At 72.0% G+C, this 23,606-nt stretch carries 19 protein-coding genes and 1 pseudogene; 9 read left to right on the top strand and 11 right to left on the bottom strand.

Features of this window, described 5'->3' with window-relative positions:
- Positions 1–305 precede the first annotated feature (305 nt).
- A complete protein-coding gene (locus AB0917_RS06840) occupies positions 306–1,877 on the top strand; it encodes a M1 family metallopeptidase (RefSeq protein WP_366818415.1) in 1,572 nt (523 codons plus the stop codon).
- Positions 1,878–1,919: 42 nt separating this feature from the next.
- On the opposite strand, the gene AB0917_RS06835 is transcribed toward AB0917_RS06840, so the two are convergent.
- Positions 1,920–2,810 (bottom strand): oxygenase MpaB family protein, encoded by an 891-nt coding sequence (locus tag AB0917_RS06835; protein WP_366818414.1) that lies wholly within the window; start codon positions 2,808–2,810, stop codon positions 1,920–1,922.
- Positions 2,811–2,975: 165 nt separating this feature from the next.
- A pseudogene (locus AB0917_RS06830) lies at positions 2,976–3,068 on the bottom strand (Appr-1-p processing protein); the annotation flags it as partial.
- Positions 3,069–3,198: 130 nt separating this feature from the next.
- Between AB0917_RS06830 and AB0917_RS06825 the strand changes: the two are divergent.
- Complete coding sequence (locus AB0917_RS06825) at positions 3,199–3,930, top strand: MerR family transcriptional regulator (protein ID WP_366818413.1); 732 nt, start codon at positions 3,199–3,201, stop codon at positions 3,928–3,930.
- Between the two features lie 30 nt (positions 3,931–3,960).
- Here AB0917_RS06825 and AB0917_RS06820 read toward each other — a convergent pair whose 3' ends face one another.
- From AB0917_RS06820 to AB0917_RS06805, 4 genes are all read right to left on the bottom strand, one after another.
- The gene (locus AB0917_RS06820; protein ID WP_366818412.1) at positions 3,961–6,132 is read right to left on the bottom strand and encodes a 3-hydroxyacyl-CoA dehydrogenase NAD-binding domain-containing protein; all 2,172 of its coding nucleotides are present in this window, start codon (positions 6,130–6,132) and stop codon (positions 3,961–3,963) included.
- 40 nt (positions 6,133–6,172) lie between these two features.
- Positions 6,173–7,387 (bottom strand): acetyl-CoA C-acetyltransferase, encoded by a 1,215-nt coding sequence (locus tag AB0917_RS06815; RefSeq protein WP_366818411.1) that lies wholly within the window; start codon positions 7,385–7,387, stop codon positions 6,173–6,175.
- A 64-nt stretch (positions 7,388–7,451) separates the two neighbouring features.
- Positions 7,452–8,594, bottom strand: a complete 1,143-nt coding sequence (locus AB0917_RS06810; RefSeq protein ID WP_366818410.1) for an acyl-CoA dehydrogenase family protein — start codon at positions 8,592–8,594, stop codon at positions 7,452–7,454.
- 8 nt (positions 8,595–8,602) lie between these two features.
- Complete coding sequence (locus tag AB0917_RS06805; protein WP_366818409.1) at positions 8,603–9,736, bottom strand: CaiB/BaiF CoA-transferase family protein; 1,134 nt, start codon at positions 9,734–9,736, stop codon at positions 8,603–8,605.
- A gap of 235 nt (positions 9,737–9,971) precedes the next feature.
- On the opposite strand from AB0917_RS06805, the gene AB0917_RS06800 reads away from it, so the two are divergent.
- On the top strand, positions 9,972–11,162 hold the full coding sequence (locus AB0917_RS06800) for a saccharopine dehydrogenase NADP-binding domain-containing protein (RefSeq protein WP_366818408.1): 1,191 nt from the start codon (positions 9,972–9,974) through the stop codon (positions 11,160–11,162).
- Positions 11,163–11,186: 24 nt separating this feature from the next.
- Here AB0917_RS06800 and AB0917_RS06795 read toward each other — a convergent pair whose 3' ends face one another.
- Positions 11,187–11,330, bottom strand: a complete 144-nt coding sequence (locus AB0917_RS06795; protein ID WP_366818407.1) for a hypothetical protein — start codon at positions 11,328–11,330, stop codon at positions 11,187–11,189.
- A 78-nt stretch (positions 11,331–11,408) separates the two neighbouring features.
- Positions 11,409–12,101 carry an endonuclease V gene (locus tag AB0917_RS06790; protein ID WP_366818406.1) on the bottom strand — a complete coding sequence of 231 codons (693 nt, stop codon included), beginning with the start codon at positions 12,099–12,101 and terminating at the stop codon, positions 11,409–11,411.
- A gap of 53 nt (positions 12,102–12,154) precedes the next feature.
- On the opposite strand from AB0917_RS06790, the gene AB0917_RS06785 reads away from it, so the two are divergent.
- The 5 genes from AB0917_RS06785 (at position 12,155) to AB0917_RS06765 (ending at position 18,523) form a co-directional block, all read left to right on the top strand.
- Positions 12,155–12,457 carry a YciI family protein gene (locus AB0917_RS06785; protein ID WP_366818405.1) on the top strand — a complete coding sequence of 101 codons (303 nt, stop codon included), beginning with the start codon at positions 12,155–12,157 and terminating at the stop codon, positions 12,455–12,457.
- Positions 12,458–12,684: 227 nt separating this feature from the next.
- Complete coding sequence (locus AB0917_RS06780) at positions 12,685–13,101, top strand: SsgA family sporulation/cell division regulator (RefSeq protein WP_366818404.1); 417 nt, start codon at positions 12,685–12,687, stop codon at positions 13,099–13,101.
- A gap of 235 nt (positions 13,102–13,336) precedes the next feature.
- Positions 13,337–14,968, top strand: a complete 1,632-nt coding sequence (locus AB0917_RS06775) for an ABC-F family ATP-binding cassette domain-containing protein (protein WP_366818403.1) — start codon at positions 13,337–13,339, stop codon at positions 14,966–14,968.
- Positions 14,969–15,035: 67 nt separating this feature from the next.
- Positions 15,036–17,357: an excinuclease ABC subunit UvrA gene (locus tag AB0917_RS06770; RefSeq protein ID WP_366818402.1), complete on the top strand. Its 2,322-nt coding sequence runs from the start codon at positions 15,036–15,038 to the stop codon at positions 17,355–17,357.
- Positions 17,358–17,548: 191 nt separating this feature from the next.
- Positions 17,549–18,523, top strand: a complete 975-nt coding sequence (locus AB0917_RS06765; protein ID WP_366818401.1) for an acyl-ACP desaturase — start codon at positions 17,549–17,551, stop codon at positions 18,521–18,523.
- A 274-nt stretch (positions 18,524–18,797) separates the two neighbouring features.
- Here the strand turns inward: AB0917_RS06765 and AB0917_RS06760 are convergent, their stop codons facing one another.
- Positions 18,798–19,052 (bottom strand): WhiB family transcriptional regulator, encoded by a 255-nt coding sequence (locus AB0917_RS06760; RefSeq protein WP_366818400.1) that lies wholly within the window; start codon positions 19,050–19,052, stop codon positions 18,798–18,800.
- 94 nt (positions 19,053–19,146) lie between these two features.
- Positions 19,147–19,941, bottom strand: a complete 795-nt coding sequence (locus tag AB0917_RS06755) for a VOC family protein (RefSeq protein WP_366818399.1) — start codon at positions 19,939–19,941, stop codon at positions 19,147–19,149.
- 211 nt (positions 19,942–20,152) lie between these two features.
- On the opposite strand from AB0917_RS06755, the gene AB0917_RS06750 reads away from it, so the two are divergent.
- On the top strand, positions 20,153–22,333 hold the full coding sequence (locus tag AB0917_RS06750; RefSeq protein ID WP_366818398.1) for a DEAD/DEAH box helicase: 2,181 nt from the start codon (positions 20,153–20,155) through the stop codon (positions 22,331–22,333).
- 7 nt (positions 22,334–22,340) lie between these two features.
- On the opposite strand, the gene AB0917_RS06745 is transcribed toward AB0917_RS06750, so the two are convergent.
- Positions 22,341–23,387, bottom strand: coding sequence for a multicopper oxidase domain-containing protein (locus AB0917_RS06745; protein WP_366818397.1), 1,047 nt, complete (start codon positions 23,385–23,387; stop codon positions 22,341–22,343).
- Between the last annotated feature and the right edge of the window lie 219 nt (positions 23,388–23,606).

The raw sequence follows: 23,606 nt of genomic DNA, 5'->3' as shown, positions 1-23,606 counted from the left end.
CCGGTCTGTCGGCGCTGCGGACGTTACCCGTGTGAACTCCTGTGCAACAGGGGGCGATCACTGCCGGTCGTGACGAGGTCATGGCGATCGTGTGACAGGGATGCCCGGATTCGACCGTCCTGCCCGGCGGGCTGCTTAGCCTCTTTCCTGACCGGTCGGAACCATCCCCCGCCCGGTTGCACGACCGGGCCGGGACCCTCCCCGGTCCGGTACGACGACCGGGCCGGGACCCTCCCCGGTCCGGTACGACGACCGGGTCGGACCCGTCCCCACCCGGTCGACCGTCCCGACGACTTGGAGTATGCGTGCACCGCAGATTCATCGTCCCCAGCGCTCTGGCGGCCACCCTCGTGCTGGCGATCCCGGCATCGGCCGCCACAGGCACCGTGGGCGCCCCGGGTATCGGCGACCCCTACTACCCGGCCAGCGGAAACGGTGGCTACGACGTCTCCCACTACGACCTGCGGCTGAAGTACGAGCCGGCGACCGACCTGCTGGAGGGCACGGCGACGATCCTCGCCACCACCGGACAGGAGCTGACCCGCTTCAACCTCGACTTCGGGCTCGCCGTCTCCGAGGTGCGGGTCAACGGCAGGCCGGCCTCCTTCGCCACGAGCGGCGACCATGAGCTGGAGGTCACCCCGGCGCAGCCCCTGGCGAAGGGCAAGGACGTCACGGTGGTCGTCCGTTACGCCGGGAAGCCCTCCGAGCTGAAGATCGACGGCTGGACCGCCTGGGCCCGGACCCCGGACGGCGGCGTCGCCGCCCAGGAGCCCGAGTCGGCGGTCTGGTGGTACCCGAGCAACGACCACCCGCTCGACAAGGCCACGTACGACATCTCGGTCTCCGTGCCGGACGGCACGCAGGCGATCAGCAACGGGGTGCTCCAGTCGCAGAGTTCCCGGCTCGGCTGGACCCGCTTCAACTGGCGCTCCGACAAACCGCAGGCCACCTACCTCTCGACGCTCGCGATCGGGAAGTTCGACATCACGACCGACAGGACCGCCGACGGCCTGCCGGTGCTCAACGCCTACAGCAAGGACCTCGGCGCCCATGCCGGTGCCGCCCGTGCCAGCATCGAGCGGACCACCGAGGTCGCCGAGTGGCTGACCGAGATCTTCGGCCCGTACCCGTTCAACGCGCTCGGCGGCTATGTCCCCAATGTGACGAGCGGCTTCGCCCTGGAGACCCAGACGCGGCCCTTCTACAGCCCGCGGCAGTTCGCCGACGGCGCCAACGTCTCGGTCGTCGTCCATGAGATCGCGCACCAGTGGTACGGCAACAGCGTCTCGGTCGACGGCTGGAAGGACATCTGGATCAACGAGGGCTTCGCCCGCTACAGCCAGTGGCTCTGGTCGGAGAAGGAGGGCGAGGGCACCGCGCAGGAGCTGGCGGACTACGTCTACGCCCAGCACCCGGCCGACGACCCGTTCTGGAAGGTGAAGCCGGGCGACCCGGGTCCGGACAACCAGTTCCACCTCGCCGTCTACGACCGGGGGGCGCTGGCGCTCCAGGCGCTGCGCAACGAGGTCGGCGACGAGACCTTCTTCGCCCTGCTGAAGGGGTGGCCGACCGAGAAGGCGCACTCCAACGCGACCGTGGGCGACTTCCTGCGGTACGCGGAGCGGGTCTCGGGCAAGCCGCTGGCGGGCCTCTTCGACACCTGGCTGTACCAGCCGAAGCGGCCGGCGCTTCCGGCGGCGTCCACGGCGGGGGCCGGCCGGGGCGCGCTGTCGGCCCGTGCGGCGGTCCGGCCGGAGCAGCCGGCGTCCTGGAAGAAGATCGCGGCGACCAACACGATCCATGACCACCGGGACCACGGTCACGGTCACGGGGAGCACGGCGAGCACGGTCACGGGGGTCACGGCCACCGCTGACCGCTGTACGCGATCCATCGGGGGTCGTCGGAGCGGTGTGGTTCAGCCGTTCCGACGGCCTGCGGTCGTGTACGCCGCCGATCGCCGGGCGGCGCGGGCCGCCCGCGCCCTCGGCAGGTACCGCAGCCGCTCGGGGAGTACGGGGACGACGACCCGCAGCACCGCGCAGAGCCGCCGCAGCCGCTTCTCCTGGGCCGCCGTCCACGGCAGTCCGAGCACGGCGCGGGCGTCCGGCGGCATGAGGCCTGTGGTGACGAACCTGCGGAAGCGGGCCAGCGGTGGCAGCAGCACCGGCCACAGGGCCCGCAGGACCGCCCGCAGCGCCCACGGGCCTCGGTCCGGTGGCGGGACGGGCTGGTCGACGGCGACCAGTTCACGCACCACGGCCGTCGCCTCGATCTCCTTGGCGAGCATCTTCTCCCAGTACGGCCAGAACTCCTCGATCGTCTGCGGCATGTCCCGGTCGTGGATGCCGAGTATCCGGCCGACCCGGAGCCACTCCGCGTACAGGGCGCGCTCCTGGGCGGGGCTCATGGGCCGGATCAAGTAGCGCGCCGCGTGCCGGTAGACCGGGAAGCCGGTGGCGTGCACCCAGGCGTAGTTGGCGGGGGCCAGCGCGTGGTAGGCGCGGCCCCGGGTGTCGGTGCCCCGGATGGTGCGGTGGAGCCGGCGCAGCCTGCGGCCCTCCTCGGCCGCCTCCGCGCCGCCGTACACCCAGAGCTGGAGCGAGCGCAGGGAGCGTTCGCCGCGCCCCCACGGGTCGGTGCGGAAGACGGAGTGCTCGTCGACGCCCGCGCCGACGGCCGGGTGGGCGACCTGAAGCGTCAGGGCGGCGGGCAGCATCAGCAGGGCCCGGATGTCACCGGCCAGGCTCCACAGGACACCGCCGGGCGGGGGAGGCGGAGGGCCCCCCGCATCCTTCGTGCTGCTCATCCGGTGCTCCCACGGTCCCGACGGGCCTGCCGTGCGCTGCCCGTCCCTCCCCTCCATGGTCCCTCGCACCCGGCGGAGACCGCAGCGGCGGGGTCCGGGGGCGGCGGAGCCCACGGGCGCCCATGGTGGTCGCACACCGTCACACGCACACCCCCGGGGCGGTCAGCCGCCCAGGTCGTTGCAGACATGGGCTATCACCTTGACGCTCCTGCCCTGCGGCGCGGTGGCGTCCCCCCGTACATACGTGATCCCCGACATGGCTTCACCGTACGGGCCCCCACTGACAACGGGCCGGGGTGGACGGCGGGGCCCCGGTGCCGGAGACTTTCACAGTAATGGTGAGACAGCGGCACTGTCCGGTGCGAGGGTCCGACGGCGGGGAGCAGAGATGGCGACGGGGACCGACGAGCCCACGCTCACGGTGGACGAGCTGGCGGCGCGCGCCGGGGTCACCGTGCGTACCGTGCGGTTCTACAGCACCCGGGGCCTGCTGCCGCCCCCGGTCATCGGGCCGCGCCGGGTCGGGCACTACGGGGCCGATCACCTCTCCCGGCTCGCGCTGATCGAGGAGCTTCAGCACCAGGGCATGACGCTGGCCGCCATCGAACGCTATCTGGAGCAGCTGCCGCCCGACCTGAGCGCCCACGATCTGGCGATCCACCGGGCGCTGGTGGCGTCCTGGGCGCCGGACACGGCGGAGGACATGACGGGGGCGGAGCTGGAGCGGCGGGCGGGGCGGGCGCTGGCGGAGCCGGATGTGGACCGGCTGGCGGCCATGGGGGTCCTGGTGCGGCCGCAGGAGGAGGGCGGGGCGTACCGGGTGGACCTGGGGCTGCTGCGGCTCGGGGTGGAGCTGCTGGACGTGCCGATCGCGCACGAGACGATCCTGGCGGCGCGGACCGTGCTGCTGGAGCACACCCGCTCGGCCGCCCAGGAGATGACCCGGCTGTTCCGGGACGAGGTGTGGAACCCCTACCGGGAGCGCGAGGGCGATCCGGAGCATGTGGCGGCGATGAAGTCGCTGTCGGCGCACATGCAACCGATCGTGGTGCAGGCGCTGGTGACGGCCTTTCAGCGCTCGCTCAAGGAGGAGCTGCGGACCGCGTTCACCGCCGAGTGACAGCGGCGGTGAACACGGTGCGCGACGGCCTCAGTCGTGGAAGGTCTCGCCCTTCGCGGCCTTGTCCACCAGGAGCGCGGGCGGCAGGAACCGGTCGCCGTAGCGCTCGGCCAGCTCCCGGGCGCGGGCCACGAAACCGGGCAGGCCGCCCTCGTACCCGTTGATGTACTGGAGCACGCCGCCGGTCCACGGCGGGAAGCCGATCCCCATGATGGAGCCGATGTTGGCGTCGGCGACGGAGATGAGGACGTTCTCCTCCAGGCAGCGGACGCTGTCCAGTGCCTCGGAGAAGAGCATCCGCTCCTTCATGTCCTCGAAGGGCACGTCCGCGTCGGCCTTCGTGAAGTGCTCGCGCAGGCCGGGCCAGAGGCCTGCGCGCCTGCCCTCGTCGTCGTAGTCGTAGAAGCCGGCTCCCCCGCTGCGCCCGGGGCGGCCGAACTCGTCGACCATCCGGTCGATGACCTCGTCGGCGGGGTGGCCGGGCCAGGTGCCGCCGGCCTCCTCCACCGCCCGCCTGGTCTCGTCGCGGATCTTGCGCGGCAGGGTCAGGGTCAGCTCGTCCATCAGGGAGAGCACCTTGGCCGGGTAGCCGGACTGGGCGGCGGCCTGCTCGATCGAGGCGGGCTCGACGCCCTCGCCGACCATGGCGACGCCCTCGTTGATGAACTGGCCGATGACGCGCGAGGTGAAGAAGCCGCGCGAGTCGTTGACGACGATCGGCGTCTTCTTGATGCGTCGTACGAGGTCGAAGGCGCGGGCCAGCGCCTCGTCGCCGGTCCGCTCGCCCTTGATGATCTCGACGAGCGGCATCTTGTCGACCGGTGAGAAGAAGTGCAGGCCGATGAAGTCGGCCGGGCGGGACACTCCCTCGGCGAGGACCGTGATGGGGAGGGTGGAGGTGTTGGAGCAGAGCAGGGCGTCGGGCTCGATGACGTCCTGGATCTCCTGGAACACCTTGTGCTTGAGCGCGGTGTCCTCGAAGACGGCCTCGATCACCGCGTCGCAGCCCGCGAGGTCGGCCACCTCGCCGGTCGGGGTGATGCGGGCCAGCAGCTCGTCGCGCTTCGCCTCCGTCGTACGGCCCCGGGAGAGCGCCTTGGCGAGCAGCTTCTCGCTGTACGCCTTGCCCTTGGCGGCCGCCTCGGTGGAGACGTCCTTGAGGACGACGTCGATGCCGGCCTTGGCGCAGGAGTAGGCGATGCCCGCGCCCATCATGCCGGCGCCGAGGACGGCGACCTTGCGCACCGGGCGCTCGGGGACGTCGTCGGGCCGGTTGGCACCGGAGTTGACGGCCTGGAGGTCGAAGAAGAACGCCTGGATCATGTTCTTGGAGACCTGGCCGGTGACCAGCTCGGTGAAGTACCGGGCCTCGATGGTCAGGGCGGTCTCGAAGTCGACCTGGGAGCCCTCGACGGCCGCCGCCAGGATGTTGCGCGGCGCGGGCATGGGCGCGCCCGCGATCTGCTTCTTCAAGTTGGCGGGGAACGCGGGGAGGTTGGCCGCGAACTTGGGGTGGGAGGGGGTGCCGCCGGGGATGCGGTAGCCCTTGACGTCCCAGGGCTGCTGGGACTCGGGGTTGGCGTCGATGAAGGCGCGGGCCTTGGCCAGCATCTCCTCGCGGGTGGCGGCGACTTCGTGGACGAGGCCGTTCTCCAGGGCCCGCCGCGGGGTGTACTGGGTGCCCTGGAGGAGCACCTTGAGCAGCGCGTCGGCGATGCCCATGAGGCGTACGGTGCGGGTGACGCCGCCGCCCGCCGGGAGCAGGCCGAGGGTGACCTCGGGCAGGCCGATGCGGGAGCCGGGGGCGTCGAGCGCGATCCGGTGGTGGGAGGCGAGCGCGATCTCGTAACCGCCGCCGAGGGCAGCGCCGTTGATGGCCGCGACGACGGGCTTGCCGAGGGTCTCGATGCGGCGCAGCGAGCGCTTGATGGCGGTGCCGGTGTCGAAGGCGGCCTGGGCGTTCTCGGGGCCGACCTTGATCATGTCCTTGAGGTCGCCGCCCGCGAAGAAGGTCTTCTTGGCGGAGGTGTAGATGATGCCGCGGATGGAGTCCTTCTCGGCCTCGGCGCGGTCCGCGATGGCCGCGATGGAGTCCTTGAAGGCCTGGTTCATCGTGTTGGCGGACTGGTCGGGGTCGTCGAGGACGAGGGTGACGACGCCGGTCTCGTCCTGTTCCCAGCGGATGGTGGTGCTCTCGGTCATGTCGGTGTCTTCTCCGTAGGAAGGTGGTGCCGGGAACAGGTCAGATGCGTTCGACGATGGTCGCGACGCCCATGCCGCCGCCGACGCAGAGGGTGACCAGGCCGAACCGCTGGTCGCGGCGCTCCAGTTCGTCGATGACGGTGCCGAGGATCATCGCGCCGGTCGCACCGAGGGGGTGGCCGAGCGCGATGGCGCCGCCGTTGACGTTGACCTTGTCCAGGCTCAGTCCCATGTCCTTGACGAAGCGCAGGACGACCCCGGCGAAGGCCTCGTTGATCTCGACGAGGTCGATGTCGTCGATGGTGAGCCCGGCCTTGGCGAGCGCCTTGCGGGTGGCGGGGGCGGGGCCGGTGAGCATGATGGTGGGCTCGGAGCCGGAGACGGCGGCGGAGACGATGCGGGCGCGCGGCGTGAGGCCGTAGCGCTCGCCGACCTCCTGGGAGCCGATGGCGACGAGGGCGGCGCCGTCGACGATGCCGGAGGAGTTGCCCGCGTGGTGGACGTGGTCGATCTTCTCGACCCAGTGGTACTTCTGGAGCGCCACCGCGTCGAAGCCTCCCAGGTCACCGATGGTGGCGAAGGACGGCTTGAGGCCGGCGAGGGAGTCGGCGGTGGTGCCGGGGCGCATGTGCTCGTCGTGGTCCAGGACCAGCAGGCCGTTGCGGTCCTTGACCGGGACGACGGAGCGGGCGAAGCGGCCGTCCTTCCAGGCGGCGGCGGCGCGCTCCTGGGAGAGGGCGGCGTACTCGTCGACGTCACGGCGGCTGAACCCCTCGATGGTGGCGATGAGGTCGGCGCCGATGCCCTGCGGGGCGAAGCCGGTCTCGAAGCTGGTCATCGGGTCCATCGCCCAGGCCCCGCCGTCCGAGCCCATCGGCACCCGGGACATCGACTCGACGCCACCGGCCAGGACGAGGTCCTCCCAGCCCGAACGCACCTTTGCGGCGGCCAGGTTGACCGCCTCCAGGCCCGAGGCACAGAAGCGGTTCTCCTGGACACCGGCGACGGAGTCGGGCAGCCCGGCGGCGATGGCGGCGATCCTCGCGATGTCGGAGCCCTGGTCGCCGAGCGGGCTGACCACGCCGAGGACGATGTCGTCGATGGCGGCCGGGTCCAGGTCCGGGAAGCGCCCCTGGATCTCGTGGATGAGGCCGACGACCAGGTCGATCGGCTTGGTGCCGTGCAGGGCGCCGTTGGCCTTGCCACGGCCGCGCGGGGTGCGGATCGCGTCGTAGACGAATGCTTCGGTACTCAAGACAGCTGCCTTTCGCAGGGTGGCGGAGAGTTCGCAGGGTGGCGGAGAGGGGGCGAGGAGGTGGTCAGGCGAGCAGCGAACGGCCGATGATCTCCTTCATGATCTCGGTCGTGCCGCCGTAGATGGTCTGGATACGGCCGTCGGTGAACGCCTTGGCGACCGGGTACTCGCTCATGTAGCCGTAGCCGCCGTGGAGTTGGAGGCAGCGGTCGGCGACGCGCTTTTGCAGTTCGGTGGCCCACCACTTGGCCATGGAGGCGTGGACCGCGTCCAGGACGCCGTCGGAGTGGTCGACGATGCACCGGTCGAGGAACGTCCGGGTGACGGCGCACTCGGTGGCCATCTCCGCGATCTCGAACCGGATGTGCTGGAGCTTGGCCAGCGGGCGCCCGAAGGCCTCGCGCTCCTTGACGTACCGCGTCGTGATCTCCAGCAGGTGTTCGGCGGCGGCGATCCCGGCGACCGCTATGCCCATGCGCTCCTGGGCCAGGTTGGTCATCAGGTGGATGAACGCGCCGTCCAGCTCACCGAGGAGGTTCTCCTTGGGGACGCGGACGTCGTTGAAGAACAACTCGGCGGTGTCCTGCGACTTCTGGCCGATCTTGTCGAGGTTGCGGCCCCGCTCGAACCCCTCCGCTCCGCGCTCGACGACGATCAGCGAGAGCCCCTTGGCGCCGCCGTCCGGGGTGGTCCTGGCGACGACGATCACCAGGTCGGCGAGGATGCCGTTGGAGATGAAGGTCTTCGATCCGTTGAGCAGCCAGTGGTCGCCCTTGTCCTCGGCGGTGGTGCGGATGGCCTGGAGGTCGGAGCCCGCGCCCGGTTCGGTCATGGCGATGGCGGTGATGGTCTCGCCGGAGCAGAAGCCGGGGAGCCAGCGCCGCTTCTGCTCCTCGGTGGCCAGGCCGGTGAGGTAGGGGCCGATGATGTCGTTGTGCAGGCCGATCGCCAGGCCGGGCGCCCCGGCGCGGGTGAACTCCTCGGCGAGGACGGCGCTGTAGCGGAAGTCGGTGGAGCCGCCGCCCCCGTACTCCTCGGGGACGGCGAGGCCGAGCAGCCCGGCGCGCCCGGCGGCGAGCCAGGCGTCGCGGGAGACGATGCCGTCGCGCTCCCACTGCTCGTAGTGCGGGAGCACCTCCTTGGCCAGGAAGGCCCGGACGGTCTCGCGGAACGCGTCGTGCTCCTCGGTGAAGATCTGGCGTTGCACAGGGTCTCCTAGTCGTGAGGGTCGGGCCGGAGCCCCGGTACGTCCCAGTCGGCGGCGACGTCGTCCGTGTCGGCGCCCGGCCGTGCGGGGCCGCTGCGGACGGAGACGGGGGTGGCGGAGAAGCGCGGGGCGGGGGCGGGCTGGGCGATGCCGCTGTGCTCGACGAAGGTGGAGCGGGCGGCCAGGTGCGGGTGGTGCGGGGCCTCGCGGAGCGAGAGGACGGGGGCCACGCAGGCGTCGGTGCCCTCGAACACCTCGGTCCACTCCGCACGCGTACGGGTCAGGAAACGCTCGGCGACGGCGGCGCGCAGCTCGTCCCAGCGGGCCAGCTCCCACCGGTCGGGGAAGGCGTCCGCCAGGCCCAGGAGGCGGACGAACTCCGCGTAGAACTGTCCCTCCAGCGGGCCGACCGCCATGTGGCCGCCGTCGGAGGTGGCGTAGGTGCCGTAGAAGGGGCAGCCGCCGTCCAGCAGGTTGGTCCCGCGCCGGTCCTGCCAGCTCCCGGCGGCCAGCATGCCGTGGATCATCGAGGCGAGGTGGGCGGCGCCGTCGACGATCGCCGCGTCCACCACCTGCCCGGCGCCGCCGGGGGTGCGGGCGTGCTGGAGGGCGGCGAGGACCCCGACGACGAGGTAGAGCGAGCCGCCCGCGTAGTCACCGACCAGGTTGGCGGGGACCACGGGCGGCTCGTCCGGCCTGCCGATCATGGAGAGGGTGCCGGTGAGGGCGAGGTAGGCGATGTCGTGCCCGGCCCGCTGCGCCAGCGGCCCGTCCTGGCCCCAGCCGGTCATCCGCCCGTAGACCAGCCTCGGGTTGCGGGCGAGGCAGGCCTCGGGCCCGACGCCGAGCCGTTCGGCGACGCCGGGGCGGTACCCCTCGATCAGGATGTCGGCGCGTTCGGCCAGGTCGAGGACGCGGTCGGCGCCGCCCTCCCGCTTGAGGTCGACGAGGACGGAGCGTTTGTTGCGGTTGGTGATGTCGTACGCGGGGTCGATGCCGAGCGCCGGGCCGCCGGGCCGGTCGACGCGTACGACGTCCGCCCCGAGGTCCGCCAGCAGCATCGCCGCGAAGGGGCCGGGGCCGATGCCCGCCAGCTCGACGACACGGACGCCCGTCAGCGGGCCGTGCCCGGTCCTTGTCATCCTTGAGCCCCCAGGGGTGTGACACAACCGATGTAACATCAATGATGTTAAGAAGGCGCCACGCTCCGCACAACCCCTCGGGCCGAGCAAGCGCTTAGTTCTTCCCGCGATCCTCTCGCATCCCCGCCGGACCTTCCACGCGCAGCGCCTGTGCCCCGCCCGGCCGCAGCCCCGTCGGCCCCCTCCGTTAGCCTGCCTGCCACGTCTCCACCCGTCCCCGTGCCCGGAGGTATTCGTGAACAGGCAGAACGGGGCGGCACGCCCCCTGGACCTCGTGCTTTTCGGCGCCACCGGCTTCGTGGGGATACTCACGGCCGAGTACCTGGCGGCACACGCCCCCGAGCAGCTGCGCTGGGGGCTGGCCGGCCGCAGCCGCTCCAAGCTGGAACGGCTGCGCGAGCGGCTCACGGAGATCGACCCGGGGTGCGCCGGGCTGCCGCTGCTGGAGAGCGACGCCGACGACGAGGACGCGCTGCGCGAACTGGCCGCCTCCGCACGGGTGGTGGCCACCACCGTGGGCCCGTACATCCTGTACGGCGAGAAGCTCGTCGCCGCCTGCGCGGAGGCCGGGACGGACTATCTGGACCTCACCGGCGAGGCGGAGTTCATCGACCGGACCTACGTACGCCACGACGCGCGGGCCCGGGAGACGGGCGCCCGCATCGTGCACGCCTGCGGCTTCGACTCCGTACCCCATGACCTGGGGGCCTACTTCACGGTCCGGCAGCTGCCCGAGGGCGTGCCCCTGACCGTCGACGGTTTCGTCCGCAGCAACGCCGTGTTCTCCGGCGGTACGTTCGCCTCGGCGCTCACCGCGATGGGCCGCGGCCCGCAGATGCTGCTCGCGGCCCGGGAGCGGCGCCTGTACGAGCCGCGCCAGGCGGGGCGCCGGGTCCGCACCCCCACCGGCTCCCCCCACTTCGACGGGGCCACGGGCGCCTGGGCGCTGCCGCTGCCGACGGTGGACCCGGCGGTCGTGGGGCGCTCCGCGCGGGCGCTCAAGCGGTACGGCCCCAACTTCCGCTACCGCCACTTCGCCTCGGTCAGGACCCTTCCGATGGCCCTGGGGGGTCCGGCGGCCGTGGGCGCGCTGGTCGCCGCCGCGCAGGTCGGGCCCGTGCGCGAGTGGCTGATGGGGCGGTACGCGGCGGGGCGGGGGCCGGACGCGGAGCGCCGCGGGCGGAGCTGGTTCACCGTCCGCTTCGTCGGCGAGGGCGGCGGCCGACGGGTCTTCACCGAGGTGTCCGGCGGCGATCCGGGCTACGACGAGACGGCCAAGATCCTCGCCGAGTCGGCCCTGTGCCTCGCCCTGGACGAGCTTCCGGAGACTTCCGGCCAGGTCACCACGGCGACGGCGATGGGCGACGCGCTGCTGGAGCGCCTGAGCGCGGCGGGGCTGCGCTTCCGGGTGGCGGCGGTGCGGTGAGCGAGCACCGACCGGGGAGAGGCGCTAGAAGATCCAGCTGACCAGCGTGTAGAGCATCGCGCCCAGCCAGACGAGGCCGACCACCCCGCCGAGGGCCATACCGAGTGCGATGCGCCGCTGGGCGGCGTCGAGGGGCGCGGTGCGGACGGCTGTGCGAGAGGTGTTCATATGTTCAGCCTGCCCAGCAAGGCCGGTTTACGCCATCCGTACACGTACTCAATCGCATCCCGTGGATGACGCCCGGTCTCAGGCGGTCGCTTCCCGCAGGGTCTGCCGGCACAGGGCGTCCGCCCGGCGGGTGCTCTCGGGCTGGCGGAAGCGGCGGGCCAAGCGCAGGGTGTGGGCGCAGGCGTTGTCGAGGCTGATGCGGTGGCCGACGGAGACGAAGACCGGGTTGGTGTTCTCCTGGGTGCGCAGCGCCCGGCCCACCACCTCGTCGCCGTCCACCAGCGAGGAGGAGTCGCCGCGCCGGGGGCCGGGGGCTTCGTACGAGAAGGTGAAGGGGTTCTTGCCGACGCCGATCACGGGCAGCCCGGTGAGCACGCCCAGGTGGCTGGCGAGCCCGAAGCGGCGCGGGTGGGCGAGGCCGTAGCCGTCGCAGATGACGAGGCCGGGGTCGACGGTCAGCGACTCCAGGGCCTCCAGCACGGTGGGGATCTCGCGGAAGGCCAGCAGGCCGGGGACGTAGGGGAAGGTGATCCTGCCGACCGCGGTGGCCTCGTCGACGGTCTCCAGCGTCTCGGCGTCCAGGACGACGGCGGCCGCGACCACCACGTCCTTCTCGTCGTCGTACGCCACGTCGACCCCGGTCACCAGGCCGCTGCCGGGCGCCGGGCCCGGCTCGTCCAGCACCACCAGCCCGCGCAGGCGGTCCTGGATCGCCCGGCCCTCGGCTTCGTCCGCGGGGGTCTCATGGGCGGGAGGGGGCTGCGTAGTCATGACCAGCAGCTTAGGCGGTGTCGGGGCGTCCCCCGTCCCGTAGCCTGACGATCATGTTCGTACTCGAATTGACCTACACGGCTCCGGCCGAGCGCGCGGACGCGCTGATGCGGGAGCACATCGCCTGGCTCGACGAGCAGTACGCCGCGGGCGTCTTCATCGCGTCGGGCCGCAAGAACCCCCGTGACGGCGGGGTGATCCTCGCCGTCGGGGACGACCGGAAGCGGATCGAGGAGATCGCCGCGGCCGACCCCTTCGCCGTGCACGGGGTCTGCGCCTACCGGGTCACGGAATTCATCGCGACCAGGACGGCACCCGAACTCGCCCCGTTCAAGCAGGAGTTGCCAGGCCAGTAGGCAGAGCGGCCACGGCCTCTTGGGCCTTCTTCCCCGCCGGAGCGCACACCGGTCAGGGTGGGCGGCCCAGAAGCGGGCAGGAGGGCGAGGGTGCAGGAGAGCGCGGAGGAGAGGCGGGGCGTGGGCGGTGACGCAGCTCACGCCACCCGCCGGTGCACGGATCGATGCGTTCCGTCGTCTACTCCAATGCCGGGAACCGTTCACCCAGCCGCGAGAGGGAGCAGGTCTTGTCCAGCGTTATCGAGCAGTCCGTGCAGGCCCGCATGGTCGCGTCCGCCCCGCGGATGGAAACCCTGCCGGCCACTTTGAGTTACGACCGCAAGGACCCCTTCGCCGTGCGGATGGCGTTCCCGGCCCCGGCCACCCTGGAGGGCACCGAGGTGTCCTGGGAGTTCTCCCGTGAGCTGCTGACGGCGGGCGTCGAGACCGCCGCCGGGGAGGGGGACGTGCGGGTCAGGCCGTTCGGGTACGAGCGGACGGTGCTGGAGTTCCACGCGGCCGAGGGCATCGCCATGGTCCACGTGCGCACGGCGGAGCTGCGCCGCTTCCTGGAGCGGGTGCAGGAGCTGGTGCCGGTGGGTGACGAGTACCGCCATCTGGACCTGGACCGGAGCCTGACCGAACTGCTCGGCGGCGCGTGCTGACCGGCGGATCGCCGGCGCCGTAGCCGCGCCGCCGTAAAACCGGTTGCCGGGCCGCGCTCCCCGGCCCTACTTTCGTGTCGTTCCTGTTGTCGTCGATCGGAGAAGGACGTTGCTGATCTGAGGTCCCCCGCACCGTGCAGCGCCGCCACGCCCCGCCGTGGCCGAGGCGCCCGTGTGCGATCTCAGCTCGTCAGCCGTCCTCAGCTCACTTCCCCGACGTACACGGGAGATCCGTATGTCTGCGTCCGACACCCACATCAGCTGTACCTCCCTCTCCTTCTCCTGGCCCGACGGCACCGAGGTCTTCTCCGGCCTCGACCTCACCGTGGGCCCCGGCCGCACCGGCCTGATCGGGCTCAACGGGTGCGGTAAGTCCACCCTGTTGCGGCTGATCGCCGGTGAACTCGCCCCGCTGGAGGGGCGGATCAGGACCCGTGGCGGGCTCGGGTACCTGCCGCAGAGCGTGACCCTGGACACCGCGCTGCGGGTCGACCAGGTGCTGGGCATCGCGGACCGGCGCGCGGCGATCGACGCCGTCGAGGCCGGTGACGTACGCGAGGAGCTCTTCACCGTGATCGGCGACGACTGGGACGTGGAGCAGCGGGCCCGCGCCACCCTGGACGGGCTCGGCCTCGGGCGGATCGGCCTGGACCACACCGTCGGGGAGATGTCCGGCGGCGAGTGCGTGCTCCTGCGGCTGGCGGCCCTGCTGCTGGCCCGGCCGGGGGTGCTGCTGCTGGACGAGCCGACGAACAACCTGGACGCGGTCGCCCGCGGGCGGCTGTACGACGCGGTCGACGCCTGGACGGGGGCGCTGCTCGTGGTGAGCCACGACCGGGAGCTGCTGGAGCGGGTCGAGCGGATCGCGGATCTGCGGGAGGGCTCGGTCACCTGGTACGGCGGGAACCTGTCGGCGTACGAGGAGGCGCTCGCCGTCGAGCAGGAGGCGGCGCAGCGCATGGTGCGGGCCGCCGAGTCGGATGTGCAGCGGCAGAAGCGCGAACTGGCCGAGGCTCACATGAAGTTGGCCCGGCGCAGGCGCTACGGGCAGAAGATGTGGGACACCAAGCGGGAGCCCAAGGTGGTGATGGGCCAGCGCAAACGGTCCGCCCAGGAGTCGGCCGGCAAGCACCGCATCCTGCACACCGAACGGCTGGCGGAGGCCAGGGAGCGGCTCGACGAGGCGGAGTCGGCGGTGCGCGAGGACGAGGAGATCCGTATCGAGCTGCCGACGACCCGCGTGCATCCGGGGAGCGGGGTGCTGCTCCTGCGGGAGACGGTACCGCCCTACGGGCCGCCGCTGCGCGGGGAGTTGACCGTACGCGGGCCCGAGCGCATCGCCCTGACCGGGCGCAACGGGGCGGGCAAGACGGCGCTGCTGCGGACGATCGCGGGCGACCTCCTGCCGCTCTCCGGCGAGGCCACGACCCCGTTGCCGGTGGGCTTCCTGCCGCAGCGGCTGGACACGCTGGACGACGGGCTGTCGGTGGCGGAGAACGTGAAGCGGTCGGCGCCCGGCCTGACGGACAACGGCGTACGGGCCCGGCTCGCCCGCTTCCTCATCAAAGGCGGAGCCGCCGATCACCCGGCCGGGACCCTGTCGGGCGGGGAGCGTTTCCGGGCGACGCTGGCGATGCTGCTGCTGGCGGACCCGGCGCCCCGGCTGCTGCTGCTCGACGAGCCGACCAACAGCCTCGACCTGGCGAGCGTACGGCGGCTGACCGAGGCCCTGGAGGCGTACGAGGGGGCGCTGATCGTGGCCGGCCACGACGTGCCGTTCCTGGAGTCGATCGGGATCACCCGGTGGCTGCGGCTGGACGGGGAGCTGCGGGACACCACGGCGCGGGAGGTGCGGGCGGGGCGGTGAGCGGCCGTGCGGGATCCGCCGGAAAAGGCGACAGAAGCTGTCGGGTATCGCGCCTAGCGTCACGGACATGGATCACGGCACCGAGCACACGCCCGCCACCGGCGGCCACCGCCCCACCGAGCGCGGCATCGTCATCACCGGAGCGCACGAGAACAATCTGCGCGACGTCTCCCTCACCCTGCCCAAGGGCCGGATCACCGTCTTCACCGGGGTCTCCGGTTCGGGGAAGTCGTCCGTCGTCTTCGACACGATCGCCGTGGAGTCCCAGCGGCAGCTGAACGAGACGTTCACCTCGTTCCTGCGCAACCGGCTGCCCAAGTACGAGCGGCCCAGGGCGGAGTCCATGGAGGACCTGTCGGTGGCCGTCGTCATCGACCAGAAGCCGCTGGGCGGCAACGTCCGCTCGACCGTGGGCACGGCGACGGACATCTGGTCGGTGATCCGGGTGCTGTTCTCCCGGTACGGCACCCCGAGCGCCGGCGGGGCGAGTGCGTACTCCTTCAACGACCCGGCGGGGATGTGCCCGGAGTGCGACGGAGTGGGGCGTACGGTCCGGCTCGACCTGGACCGGGCGGTGGACTGGTCGAAGTCGCTGAACGAGGGGGCGCTGCTGCTGCCCGGCCTCTCGGTGGGCAGCTGGGAGTGGAGCCTGTACGGCGGGTCGGGGCGGTTCGACAACGACCTGCCCCTGTCCGAGTTCGGTGAGGAGGAGCGTCGGCTGCTGCTCCACGGCTCGGGGTTCACCGTCCGGGTCGACATGCGGACGGCCTCGGCGGAGATGCGGTTCGAGGGGGTGGTGGAGCGGTTCAACCGGCTCTATCTCCAGCGCGACACGGCATCGCTGTCGGACAAGCGGCGCCAGGCGGCGGCCCGGTTCACCGTCGAGCGGGTCTGCGCCTCCTGCGATGGGGCGCGGTTGAACGCCGCGGCGCTCGCCACCCGCGTCGACGGGCTCTCGCCCGCCGACTACGGGCGGATGGAGGTGGCCGATCTCGTCGGCGTACTGGCCCGGATCGACGATCCGGTGGGCGGCCCGATCGCGGCGGCGGCCCGCGAGCGGCTGGAGCGGCTCGTGGGGATCGGGCTGGGCTATCTCAGCCTGGACCGGGAGACGACCACCCTCTCGGGCGGCGAGGGGCAGCGGCTCAAGATGGTCCGGCACCTGGGCAGTTCGCTGACCGGGCTGACCTTCGTCTTCGACGAGCCGAGCGTCGGGCTGCATCCGCGCGACGTCGGGCTCCTGGGCGATCTGCTGGTGCGGCTGCGCGACAAGGGCAACACCGTGCTGGTCGTCGAGCACGACCCGGACGTGATGGCGGTCGCGGACCACATCGTCGACATGGGGCCGCGGGCCGGGTCCCAGGGCGGACATGTCGTCTTCGAGGGGACGTTCGACCGGCTGCGGGAGGCGGACACGCTCACCGGCCGGTGCCTGCGCCGACGCACGCCGCTCAAGGGCGAGTTCCGCTCCCCCACCGGTCTGCTCCCGGTCCGGGGCGCCGATCTGCACAACCTCAAGGGGCTGGACGTGTCGTTCCCGGCCGGGGTGCTGACCGTGGTGACGGGCGTGGCGGGTTCGGGCAAGTCGACGCTGGTGTCGGAGGTGTTCACGGCGGCCCACCCGCAGGCGGTGGTCATCGACCAGAGCGCGATCACCGCCTCCTCCCGCTCGACCCCGGCTTCGTACATCGGCGCACTGGACACCATCCGCAAGGTCTTCGCCCGGGAGAACGGAGTCGACGCGGGGCTGTTCAGTTTCAACTCCGCCGGGGCCTGCCCGGGTTGCTCGGGGCGTGGGGTGATCTCCACCGACCTGGCGTTCATGGACCCGGTCACCACGACCTGCCAGGAGTGCGAGGGCCGCAGGTTCCACGACGACGTACTGGCCCACCGGGTCGGCGGCCGGTCCATCGTCGACGTCCTGGAGATGACGGCGGCGCAGGCCATCGGGGTGTTCGAGGACCGCGCGCTGCTGCGGAAGCTGCGCACGCTCGACGAGGTCGGCCTCACCTACCTGACGCTCGGGCAGCCGCTCAGCACGCTCTCGGGCGGCGAGCGCCAGCGGATCAAGCTCGCCACCCAGCTGCACCGGACCTCCAGTGTGTACGTCCTGGACGAGCCGACGACCGGGCTGCACCTGGCCGATACGGGGGCGCTGGTGGATCTGCTGGACCGGCTGGTCGACGCGGGCAACACGGTGATCTGCGTCGAGCACAACCTGGAGGTGCTCAAGCGGGCGGACCGGGTGATCGACCTCGGCCCGGACGGCGGGAGGAACGGCGGTGAACTGGTCTTCGAGGGGACGCCGCAGGAGCTGCTGGCGGACCGCACCTCGGTCACCGCCCGGTATCTGCGCCGGGATCTCGGCCTGCCCGAGGGGCCCCTGTGACCTGCGAAGACCCAGGACGACGCCCCCGAGGCCCGCCGGGGCCCGCGGAGGACGGCCGTGAGCTGCACGCATGACGGTAGGTGATCGGGGGCCAGCGGGGACGGGCTTGGCTTTGCCCTTACCGTCGCCTTAACCTACGGTCACGTAACCTACGAAGCCGTAGGTAATTCTCCCGTCCCCAGGAGCTCCCCGTGACGATCACCTCTCCCCATCTCGGCAGTTCGAAGGAGTGGACCGACGCCCAGCTGCTGTACGCGCTGGAAGAGGTGGTGGAGAAGGAACTCAACCGCCATCTCAAGGTCGCCAAGGACTGGATGCCCCACGAGTACGTCCCCTTCTCCGACGGCCGGAACTTCCCCGGCGTCTTCGAGGACGGCGAGGCGTGGGCGGCGGACCAGTCCAAGGTCACCGACATCGGCAAGATCGCGCTCGTGGTGAACCTCCTCACCGAGGACAACCTCCCCAGCTACCACCACGAGATCGCCTCCCTCTTCGGCCGCGACGGCGCCTGGGGCACCTGGGTGCACCGCTGGACCGCCGAGGAGGGCCGCCACGGCATCGTGATGCGTGACTACCTGCTCACCTCGCGCGCCGTCGACCCGGACAAGCTGGAGCAGTTCCGCATGGCCCACATGGCGGAGGGCTTCGAGTCGGACAACCGGCACTCGATGCTGCACTCCGTCGCGTACGTCGCCTTCCAGGAGCTGGCCACCCGCGTCTCCCACCGCAACACCGGCCACCAGTCGGGCGACCCGGTCTGCGACCGGATGCTGGCGCGGATCGCGACCGACGAGAACCTGCACATGGTCTTCTACCGCAACCTCCTGGGCGCCGCCTTCGAGCTGGCCCCGGACCTGACCATGCAGGCCGTGCGCGACGTCGTCGTCGACTTCCGGATGCCCGGACACGGCATGCCCGGCTTCGAGCGGGCCGCCGCGCAGATGGCGATCGGCGAGATCTACAACATGCGCATCCACCACGACGACGTGATCCAGCCGGTGCTGCGCTACCTGAAGGTCATGGACATCGACGGGCTGGGCCCGGAGGGCATGAAGGCGCAGGAGGAGCTCGGCCTGTACATGGGCGGGCTGGACAGCGAGGCGTCGAAGTTCGACGAGAGGCTCGCCGCCCGCAAGGCGCGCATGCTCGCGCGCGACCGCGGCTGAGCGCACCCGGCGTCATGCCACCGCGGTGACCTCCGCGTACGCCGTCCGTACCGTCCAACTCCAGTGGCTCCGACGAGCAGGGCCACGGCGTGCGGCGGCGGGTCCCGGTGGCCGGCGCGGGCCCGCCCGGCCTCACCGCGTACGGCCCTGCCCCGCGCGTCGTACGTCTCGGCCCGCTCCGTCGGCGCCCCGGCCGGCAGGCAGGGGCGCCGGCGGGCGGGCCGGTCCCGCTCCGGGCGGACGGCGGAGGTCCGGCGGGTCCGGGAGCGGTGGTTCAGGCCCGGCCGCGCTCTTCCCGGCGCAGCCGTTCGCGCTCCTTCTCTGAGAGCCCGCCCCAGACGCCGAACCGCTCGTCGTTGGCGAGTGCGTACTCCAGGCAGGCCACGCGCCCCTCGCAGGCGCCGCACAGCTGCTTGGCCTCGCGCGTCGAACTGCCCGGGGCCGGAAAGAAGAACTCGGGTCCGGCCTGCGCGCAGAGCGCGGTCTCCTGCCAGTCGAGCGCGTCCTCGGTCACCGTATTGATCAGCATGGGACATACGGTGCCTGCCCGCGATAAACGACCGATCAACGATTCATCAATCGCCGGGCGCGGCGGCCGTCGGGCGCGGTCCGCCGCCGGCCCGCTACTGCCTCGGCTGGGGCTTCATCAGTGCGAAGACCGCACCGAAGGGATCGATGACGTTGGCCATCGTGCCGACGCCCGGCACCTCGATCGGCGGCAGCGACTCGGCCCCGCCGAGCCGCTTCGCGGCGGCCACGGCCGCCTCCACGTCCTCGACCGCGAAATACGGCAGCCAGTGCGGTCCGCGCGCGGCCTCGGCCGGGACGTCGCTCATCGTGACCAGGCCGCCGAACGACAGCTCCGGGCCGGTGCCCGCGGGGTGGACCGTGGTGTAGACGTAGTCCGTGCCCTCCACCTTCAGCGGCTCGGCCTTCCAGCCGAAGACATCGGCGAAGAACCTGGCCGCCGCCGGGACGTCCGGGGTGTACAGCTCGGCCCACAGGAACGAGCCCGGCTGCTGGATGACGCCGAGGCCGGGGTTCTGCTGCGGCTGCCACACCCCGAAATAGGCCCCGGCCAGGTCCGTGAAGCCACCCATCCGCCCGTAGTCGAGGATCTCCATCGGCGCGAAGGCGGAACGGCCGCCGGACCGGGTCACCAGCTGGGCGGTGGCGTTGATCTCGGGCGACTGGAAATAGATCGACCAGGCGCTGGAGGACTGCTCCTCGGGGACCGCCATGACACCGCCCACCGTGTGGCCGTCCAGGGTGAACATCCCGTACCCCCCGACCTCGTCGCCGCCGGGGACGAGCTCCCAGCCGAAGAGGCCGCCGTAGAAGGTGGCGGCCCCCTCGACGTCGGGCGTGCCGAGATCGACCCAGTTGGGTGCTCCGTCGGGGAAGGCGGGGTTGAGCATGGTGTGCGCTCCTTCAGCAGATCCCGTGGCCCCGCACGCGCGGCGGGGGGCTGTTCCCTGTCCCGTCGAGTCTCGCACCGGCCACTGACAACCGCAGTCCGCGCGGGGCCGACCGGGCTGTGGGGCCGGGACACGGGGGCCTGTCGGCGGGCCGTGGGACGATGGCGGCGTACGGCGAGAAGACCACTTTCCGATGGCGGCGAGAGCGACGATGACGGACACGGGGGCCAGGGCCGCCCGCCCCGCGGCCACGGGCCGGGCCGCCCGTGAGCTGGTGGCCGAGGCGGAGGGCCTGCTGGGCCGGGCCCGCGCCGTACGCGAGGACCACGCCCGCGCCGTCGACACCGTACGGACCGTCCTCGTCCCTCTCCTCGGCTCGCTGGTCGACCGGGAGCTGGCCGCCATCCCGGTCTCCCGGCTCAAGGACGTCACGGAGGGCCGGCTGCGCCTCGGCGCCCTCGAACAGGCCGGTTTCGCGACCGTCGGGCAGGTCCACGGCACCGCCCGCCACGCGCTCCGGCTGATCCCCGGGGTCGGGGCGCACACCGCCGATCAGGCGCTGGCGGCGGCCGGGCAGATCGCCGGCGCGGTGCGCGAGACCGTCTCCGTACGGATCGACATGGACGCCCCCGACGAGGCGACGACCGCGCTGGTCGTCGCCCTGCACCGGCTGGTGGAGGCCGGTCCGGACGCGCGGCGGGCGGTGGAGGCGGCCCAGCGGCTGGACGAGCGGCTGGAGCCCCTGGTGGCCGCCGCCGCGCCGGCCGGGAGCAGGCTGCGGATGCTGTTCACCGGCGGACGGACGCGGACCCGGGTGCTCGACGCCGTGGCCGCCCTGCGTACGGCGCTCACGGAGGCGGCCGACCAGGGCCTGCCGATGCTGTTCGGCCAGGTCTCGGTCGACCTGCTGCGGGCGCCGGAGCCGGAGGCCGGGGCGTGGGTCGACTTCGAGCTGCGGTCCGCCGAGTTCTACAGCCTGCTCGCCGAGTTGTCGGGCAGCGGCCCGGACCGGGACGCCGCCGAGGGGTTCCTGCCCGCCGGGATCGCGGACCGGGTGCGGGCGCTGCGCCTCGACGACACGCGGCTGCGGGTCTCGCTGCGCGGCTACCAGTCGTTCGGGGCGCGCTTCGCGCTGGCGCAGAAGCGGGTGGTCATCGGGGACGAGATGGGGCTCGGCAAGACCGTGCAGGCCATCGCCGCCCTCGCCCATCTCACGGCGCGGGGCGCGAGCCACTTCCTGGTGGTGTGCCCGGCGAGCGTGCTGATCAACTGGGACCGGGAGATCCGGGCCCGGTCGACCCTGCGGGCCCTGCCGGTGCACGGGGCGGAGCGACTGGACGCGTTCGCGCAGTGGCGGACCGAGGGCGGGGTCGCCCTCACCACGTTCGACGCGCTGCGCACCCTCCCCGAGGAGACCACCGTCGCCCCGGCGATGCTGGTCGTGGACGAGGCCCACTTCGTGAAGAACCCCGCCACCCGCCGGGCGCAGGCCGTCGCCGGGTGGGCGGAGCGCGCGGACCACGTCCTGTTCCTCACCGGGACGCCGATGGAGAACCGAGTGGAGGAGTTCCGCAGCCTGGTGCGCCAACTCCGCCCGGATCTGGCCGATGTGGTGTCCTCCACGCACGGGGCGGCCGGTTCGCAGGCCTTCCGCCGGGCGGTCTCCCCCGCCTACCTGCGCCGCAACCAGGTGGACGTCCTCGCCGAACTCCCGGCGCTGGTGCACGTGGACGAGTGGGAGGAGTTCAGCGCCGGGGACCTGGAGGCGTACCAGGAGGCGGTGGCGTCGGGGCAGTTCATGCGGATGCGCCGGGCCGCGTACGCGGTGCCCGCCACCTCCGCCAAGCTGGAGCGGCTGCGCGAACTGGTCGACGAGGCACGGGACAACGGGCTGAAGGCCGTGGTCTTCTCCTACTTCCGCGAGGTGCTGGCCACGGTCGGCGAGGCGCTGGGACCGGAGGCGTTCGGACCGGTCTCGGGCAGCGTCCCGGCCGCCCGGCGGCAGGAGCTGGTCGACGCCTTCTCCGCGGTGGACGGGCACGCGGTGCTGCTGAGCCAGATCCAGGCCGGGGGCACCGGACTGAACGTGCAGGCCGCCTCGGTGGTCATCCTGTGCGAGCCGCAGATCAAGCCGACGCTGGAGCACCAGGCCGTCGCCCGCGCCCACCGGATGGGGCAGGTGCGCACGGTCCAGGTGCACCGGCTGCTGGCGGCGGACAGCGTCGACCAGCGCATGGTGGAGCTGCTGGCCCGCAAGGACCGGCTCTTCGACGCGTACGCCCGGCGCAGCGATCTCGCCGAGGCCGCGCCGGACGCCGTCGACGTGTCCGACGGTGAGCTGGCCCGGCGGATCGTCGAGGAGGAGCAGCTGCGGCTGGCCCGCCCGCGGTGACCGGGGGTCAGTGCTGGTGCTCCGCCGCGCCCTTGTCCGCGGAGGCCTCGTTCTCCGAGGCCTTGTCCCCGGCGTCCTTCTTCGCGTCCCCGCCCGCCGCATGGTGGGGTTCGTAGCCCGGGATCGTGCCGTCCGGCTTCTTGATCAGCAGCAGCCCGGCCATGCCCATGTCGGAGTGGCTCTGGACGTGGCAGTGGTACATCCAGGCGCCCGCGCCCACCCGTTCGCCCGCGACGAACTGGAAGCCGAAGGAGTCGGCGGGCCCGCAGATCTTGTTGTCGACGACCCGGCTGGGGTCGTCGGGACCGGTCAGTATCCCGGTCCGGTTGTCGGCCCAGCGATGCCCGTGGATGTGGAAGGTGTGGTAATACTCGCCGTGCGTGATCATCACGACTTCGAGCCGATCGCCCACCGTGGCCTCGAAGTTGGTGCTGTTGTGCTCGGCCTTGTTGTTGATCGTCATGTCGTTGAAGACGATCGTGAACGTCCTGTCGGGCAGGATGTCGCCCTTGCGGCGCACGACGACCGGCCCGTAGAGCCCCTTGCGGATGCCGCCGGTGCCGTGGTCCGTGCCGACGACATGGTCGTGGTAGTGCCAGTAGCCCGCGCTGCCCGGCTCCCAGGTGCCGTCCTTCCGGCGGCCCGGGGCGTGGGTGCGCCAGGTGTACGTACGGGTGCCGCCGGGCTCGACGTGGCTCCTGTTCATCCGGGTGCCGTCGTTGGCGATGTCGTAGTCGACGCCGTGGACATGGAGGCTGGCGTCGACGTCGGTGAGGTTCTCGAAGTCGATGTGGACCGTGTCGCCCTCGTTGAGCTCGATGAGGGGGCCGGGGATCGAGGCCCTGCCCTTCTCGAAGCCGTAGCCGAGCTGGCCGTCCGGCAGCTTCTCGGCGTACATCTTCAGCCGTCGCACCACTCCCCCGGCCGGTGCCGTGCGGGGCGGGTTCTCCGCCGAGCGGGCCTCCACCGCACCCAGTGACAACGATGTCACACCCGTCGCCGCCGCAGCCGCGCCACCGACCAGCATCCGCCGGCTGAAGGTCCTTCGGTCCATGTCGAACTCCCCACTGCGATAAGGAAACTGGCGGTCCGCGGAGACGGGAGGGGCCCAGAGGCGACCCCGGAACGGGCCACACCGTAGCCGGGGGGCGAGCGTTTATCCACACCCAGGACAAAGTTCGTGCGATTGCTGCCATAGCTATTGGCGGGCCGCGAAAAGAGGTCTAGCTTCGTGCGCTGTCGCAGTCGACACGGGGACAGCCGGCACAGAAGA

Origin of the sequence: Streptomyces sp. NPDC007346, from assembly GCF_040703535.1 — a bacterium.
Classification (GTDB): domain Bacteria; phylum Actinomycetota; class Actinomycetes; order Streptomycetales; family Streptomycetaceae; genus Streptomyces.
Note: the sequence above shows the minus strand (reverse complement) of the source record. Positions and strands in the feature narration are given on the sequence as shown.

What these genes read in the sequence shown, in the direction of transcription:
- AB0917_RS06825 (WP_366818413.1), top strand. Translation starts at nt 3,199, where the DNA reads ATGGCGACGGGGACCGACGAGCCCACGCTCACGGTGGACGAGCTGGCG.
- AB0917_RS06755 (WP_366818399.1), bottom strand. Translation starts at nt 19,941, where the DNA reads ATGCTCAACCCCGCCTTCCCCGACGGAGCACCCAACTGGGTCGATCTC.
- AB0917_RS06750 (WP_366818398.1), top strand. Translation starts at nt 20,153, where the DNA reads ATGACGGACACGGGGGCCAGGGCCGCCCGCCCCGCGGCCACGGGCCGG.
- AB0917_RS06805 (WP_366818409.1), bottom strand. Translation starts at nt 9,736, where the DNA reads ATGACAAGGACCGGGCACGGCCCGCTGACGGGCGTCCGTGTCGTCGAG.
- AB0917_RS06790 (WP_366818406.1), bottom strand. Translation starts at nt 12,101, where the DNA reads ATGACTACGCAGCCCCCTCCCGCCCATGAGACCCCCGCGGACGAAGCC.
- AB0917_RS06795 (WP_366818407.1), bottom strand. Translation starts at nt 11,330, where the DNA reads ATGAACACCTCTCGCACAGCCGTCCGCACCGCGCCCCTCGACGCCGCC.
- AB0917_RS06770 (WP_366818402.1), top strand. Translation starts at nt 15,036, where the DNA reads ATGGATCACGGCACCGAGCACACGCCCGCCACCGGCGGCCACCGCCCC.
- AB0917_RS06820 (WP_366818412.1), bottom strand. Translation starts at nt 6,132, where the DNA reads ATGACCGAGAGCACCACCATCCGCTGGGAACAGGACGAGACCGGCGTC.
- AB0917_RS06745 (WP_366818397.1), bottom strand. Translation starts at nt 23,387, where the DNA reads ATGGACCGAAGGACCTTCAGCCGGCGGATGCTGGTCGGTGGCGCGGCT.
- AB0917_RS06760 (WP_366818400.1), bottom strand. Translation starts at nt 19,052, where the DNA reads ATGCTGATCAATACGGTGACCGAGGACGCGCTCGACTGGCAGGAGACC.
- AB0917_RS06785 (WP_366818405.1), top strand. Translation starts at nt 12,155, where the DNA reads ATGTTCGTACTCGAATTGACCTACACGGCTCCGGCCGAGCGCGCGGAC.
- AB0917_RS06775 (WP_366818403.1), top strand. Translation starts at nt 13,337, where the DNA reads ATGTCTGCGTCCGACACCCACATCAGCTGTACCTCCCTCTCCTTCTCC.
- AB0917_RS06835 (WP_366818414.1), bottom strand. Translation starts at nt 2,810, where the DNA reads ATGAGCAGCACGAAGGATGCGGGGGGCCCTCCGCCTCCCCCGCCCGGC.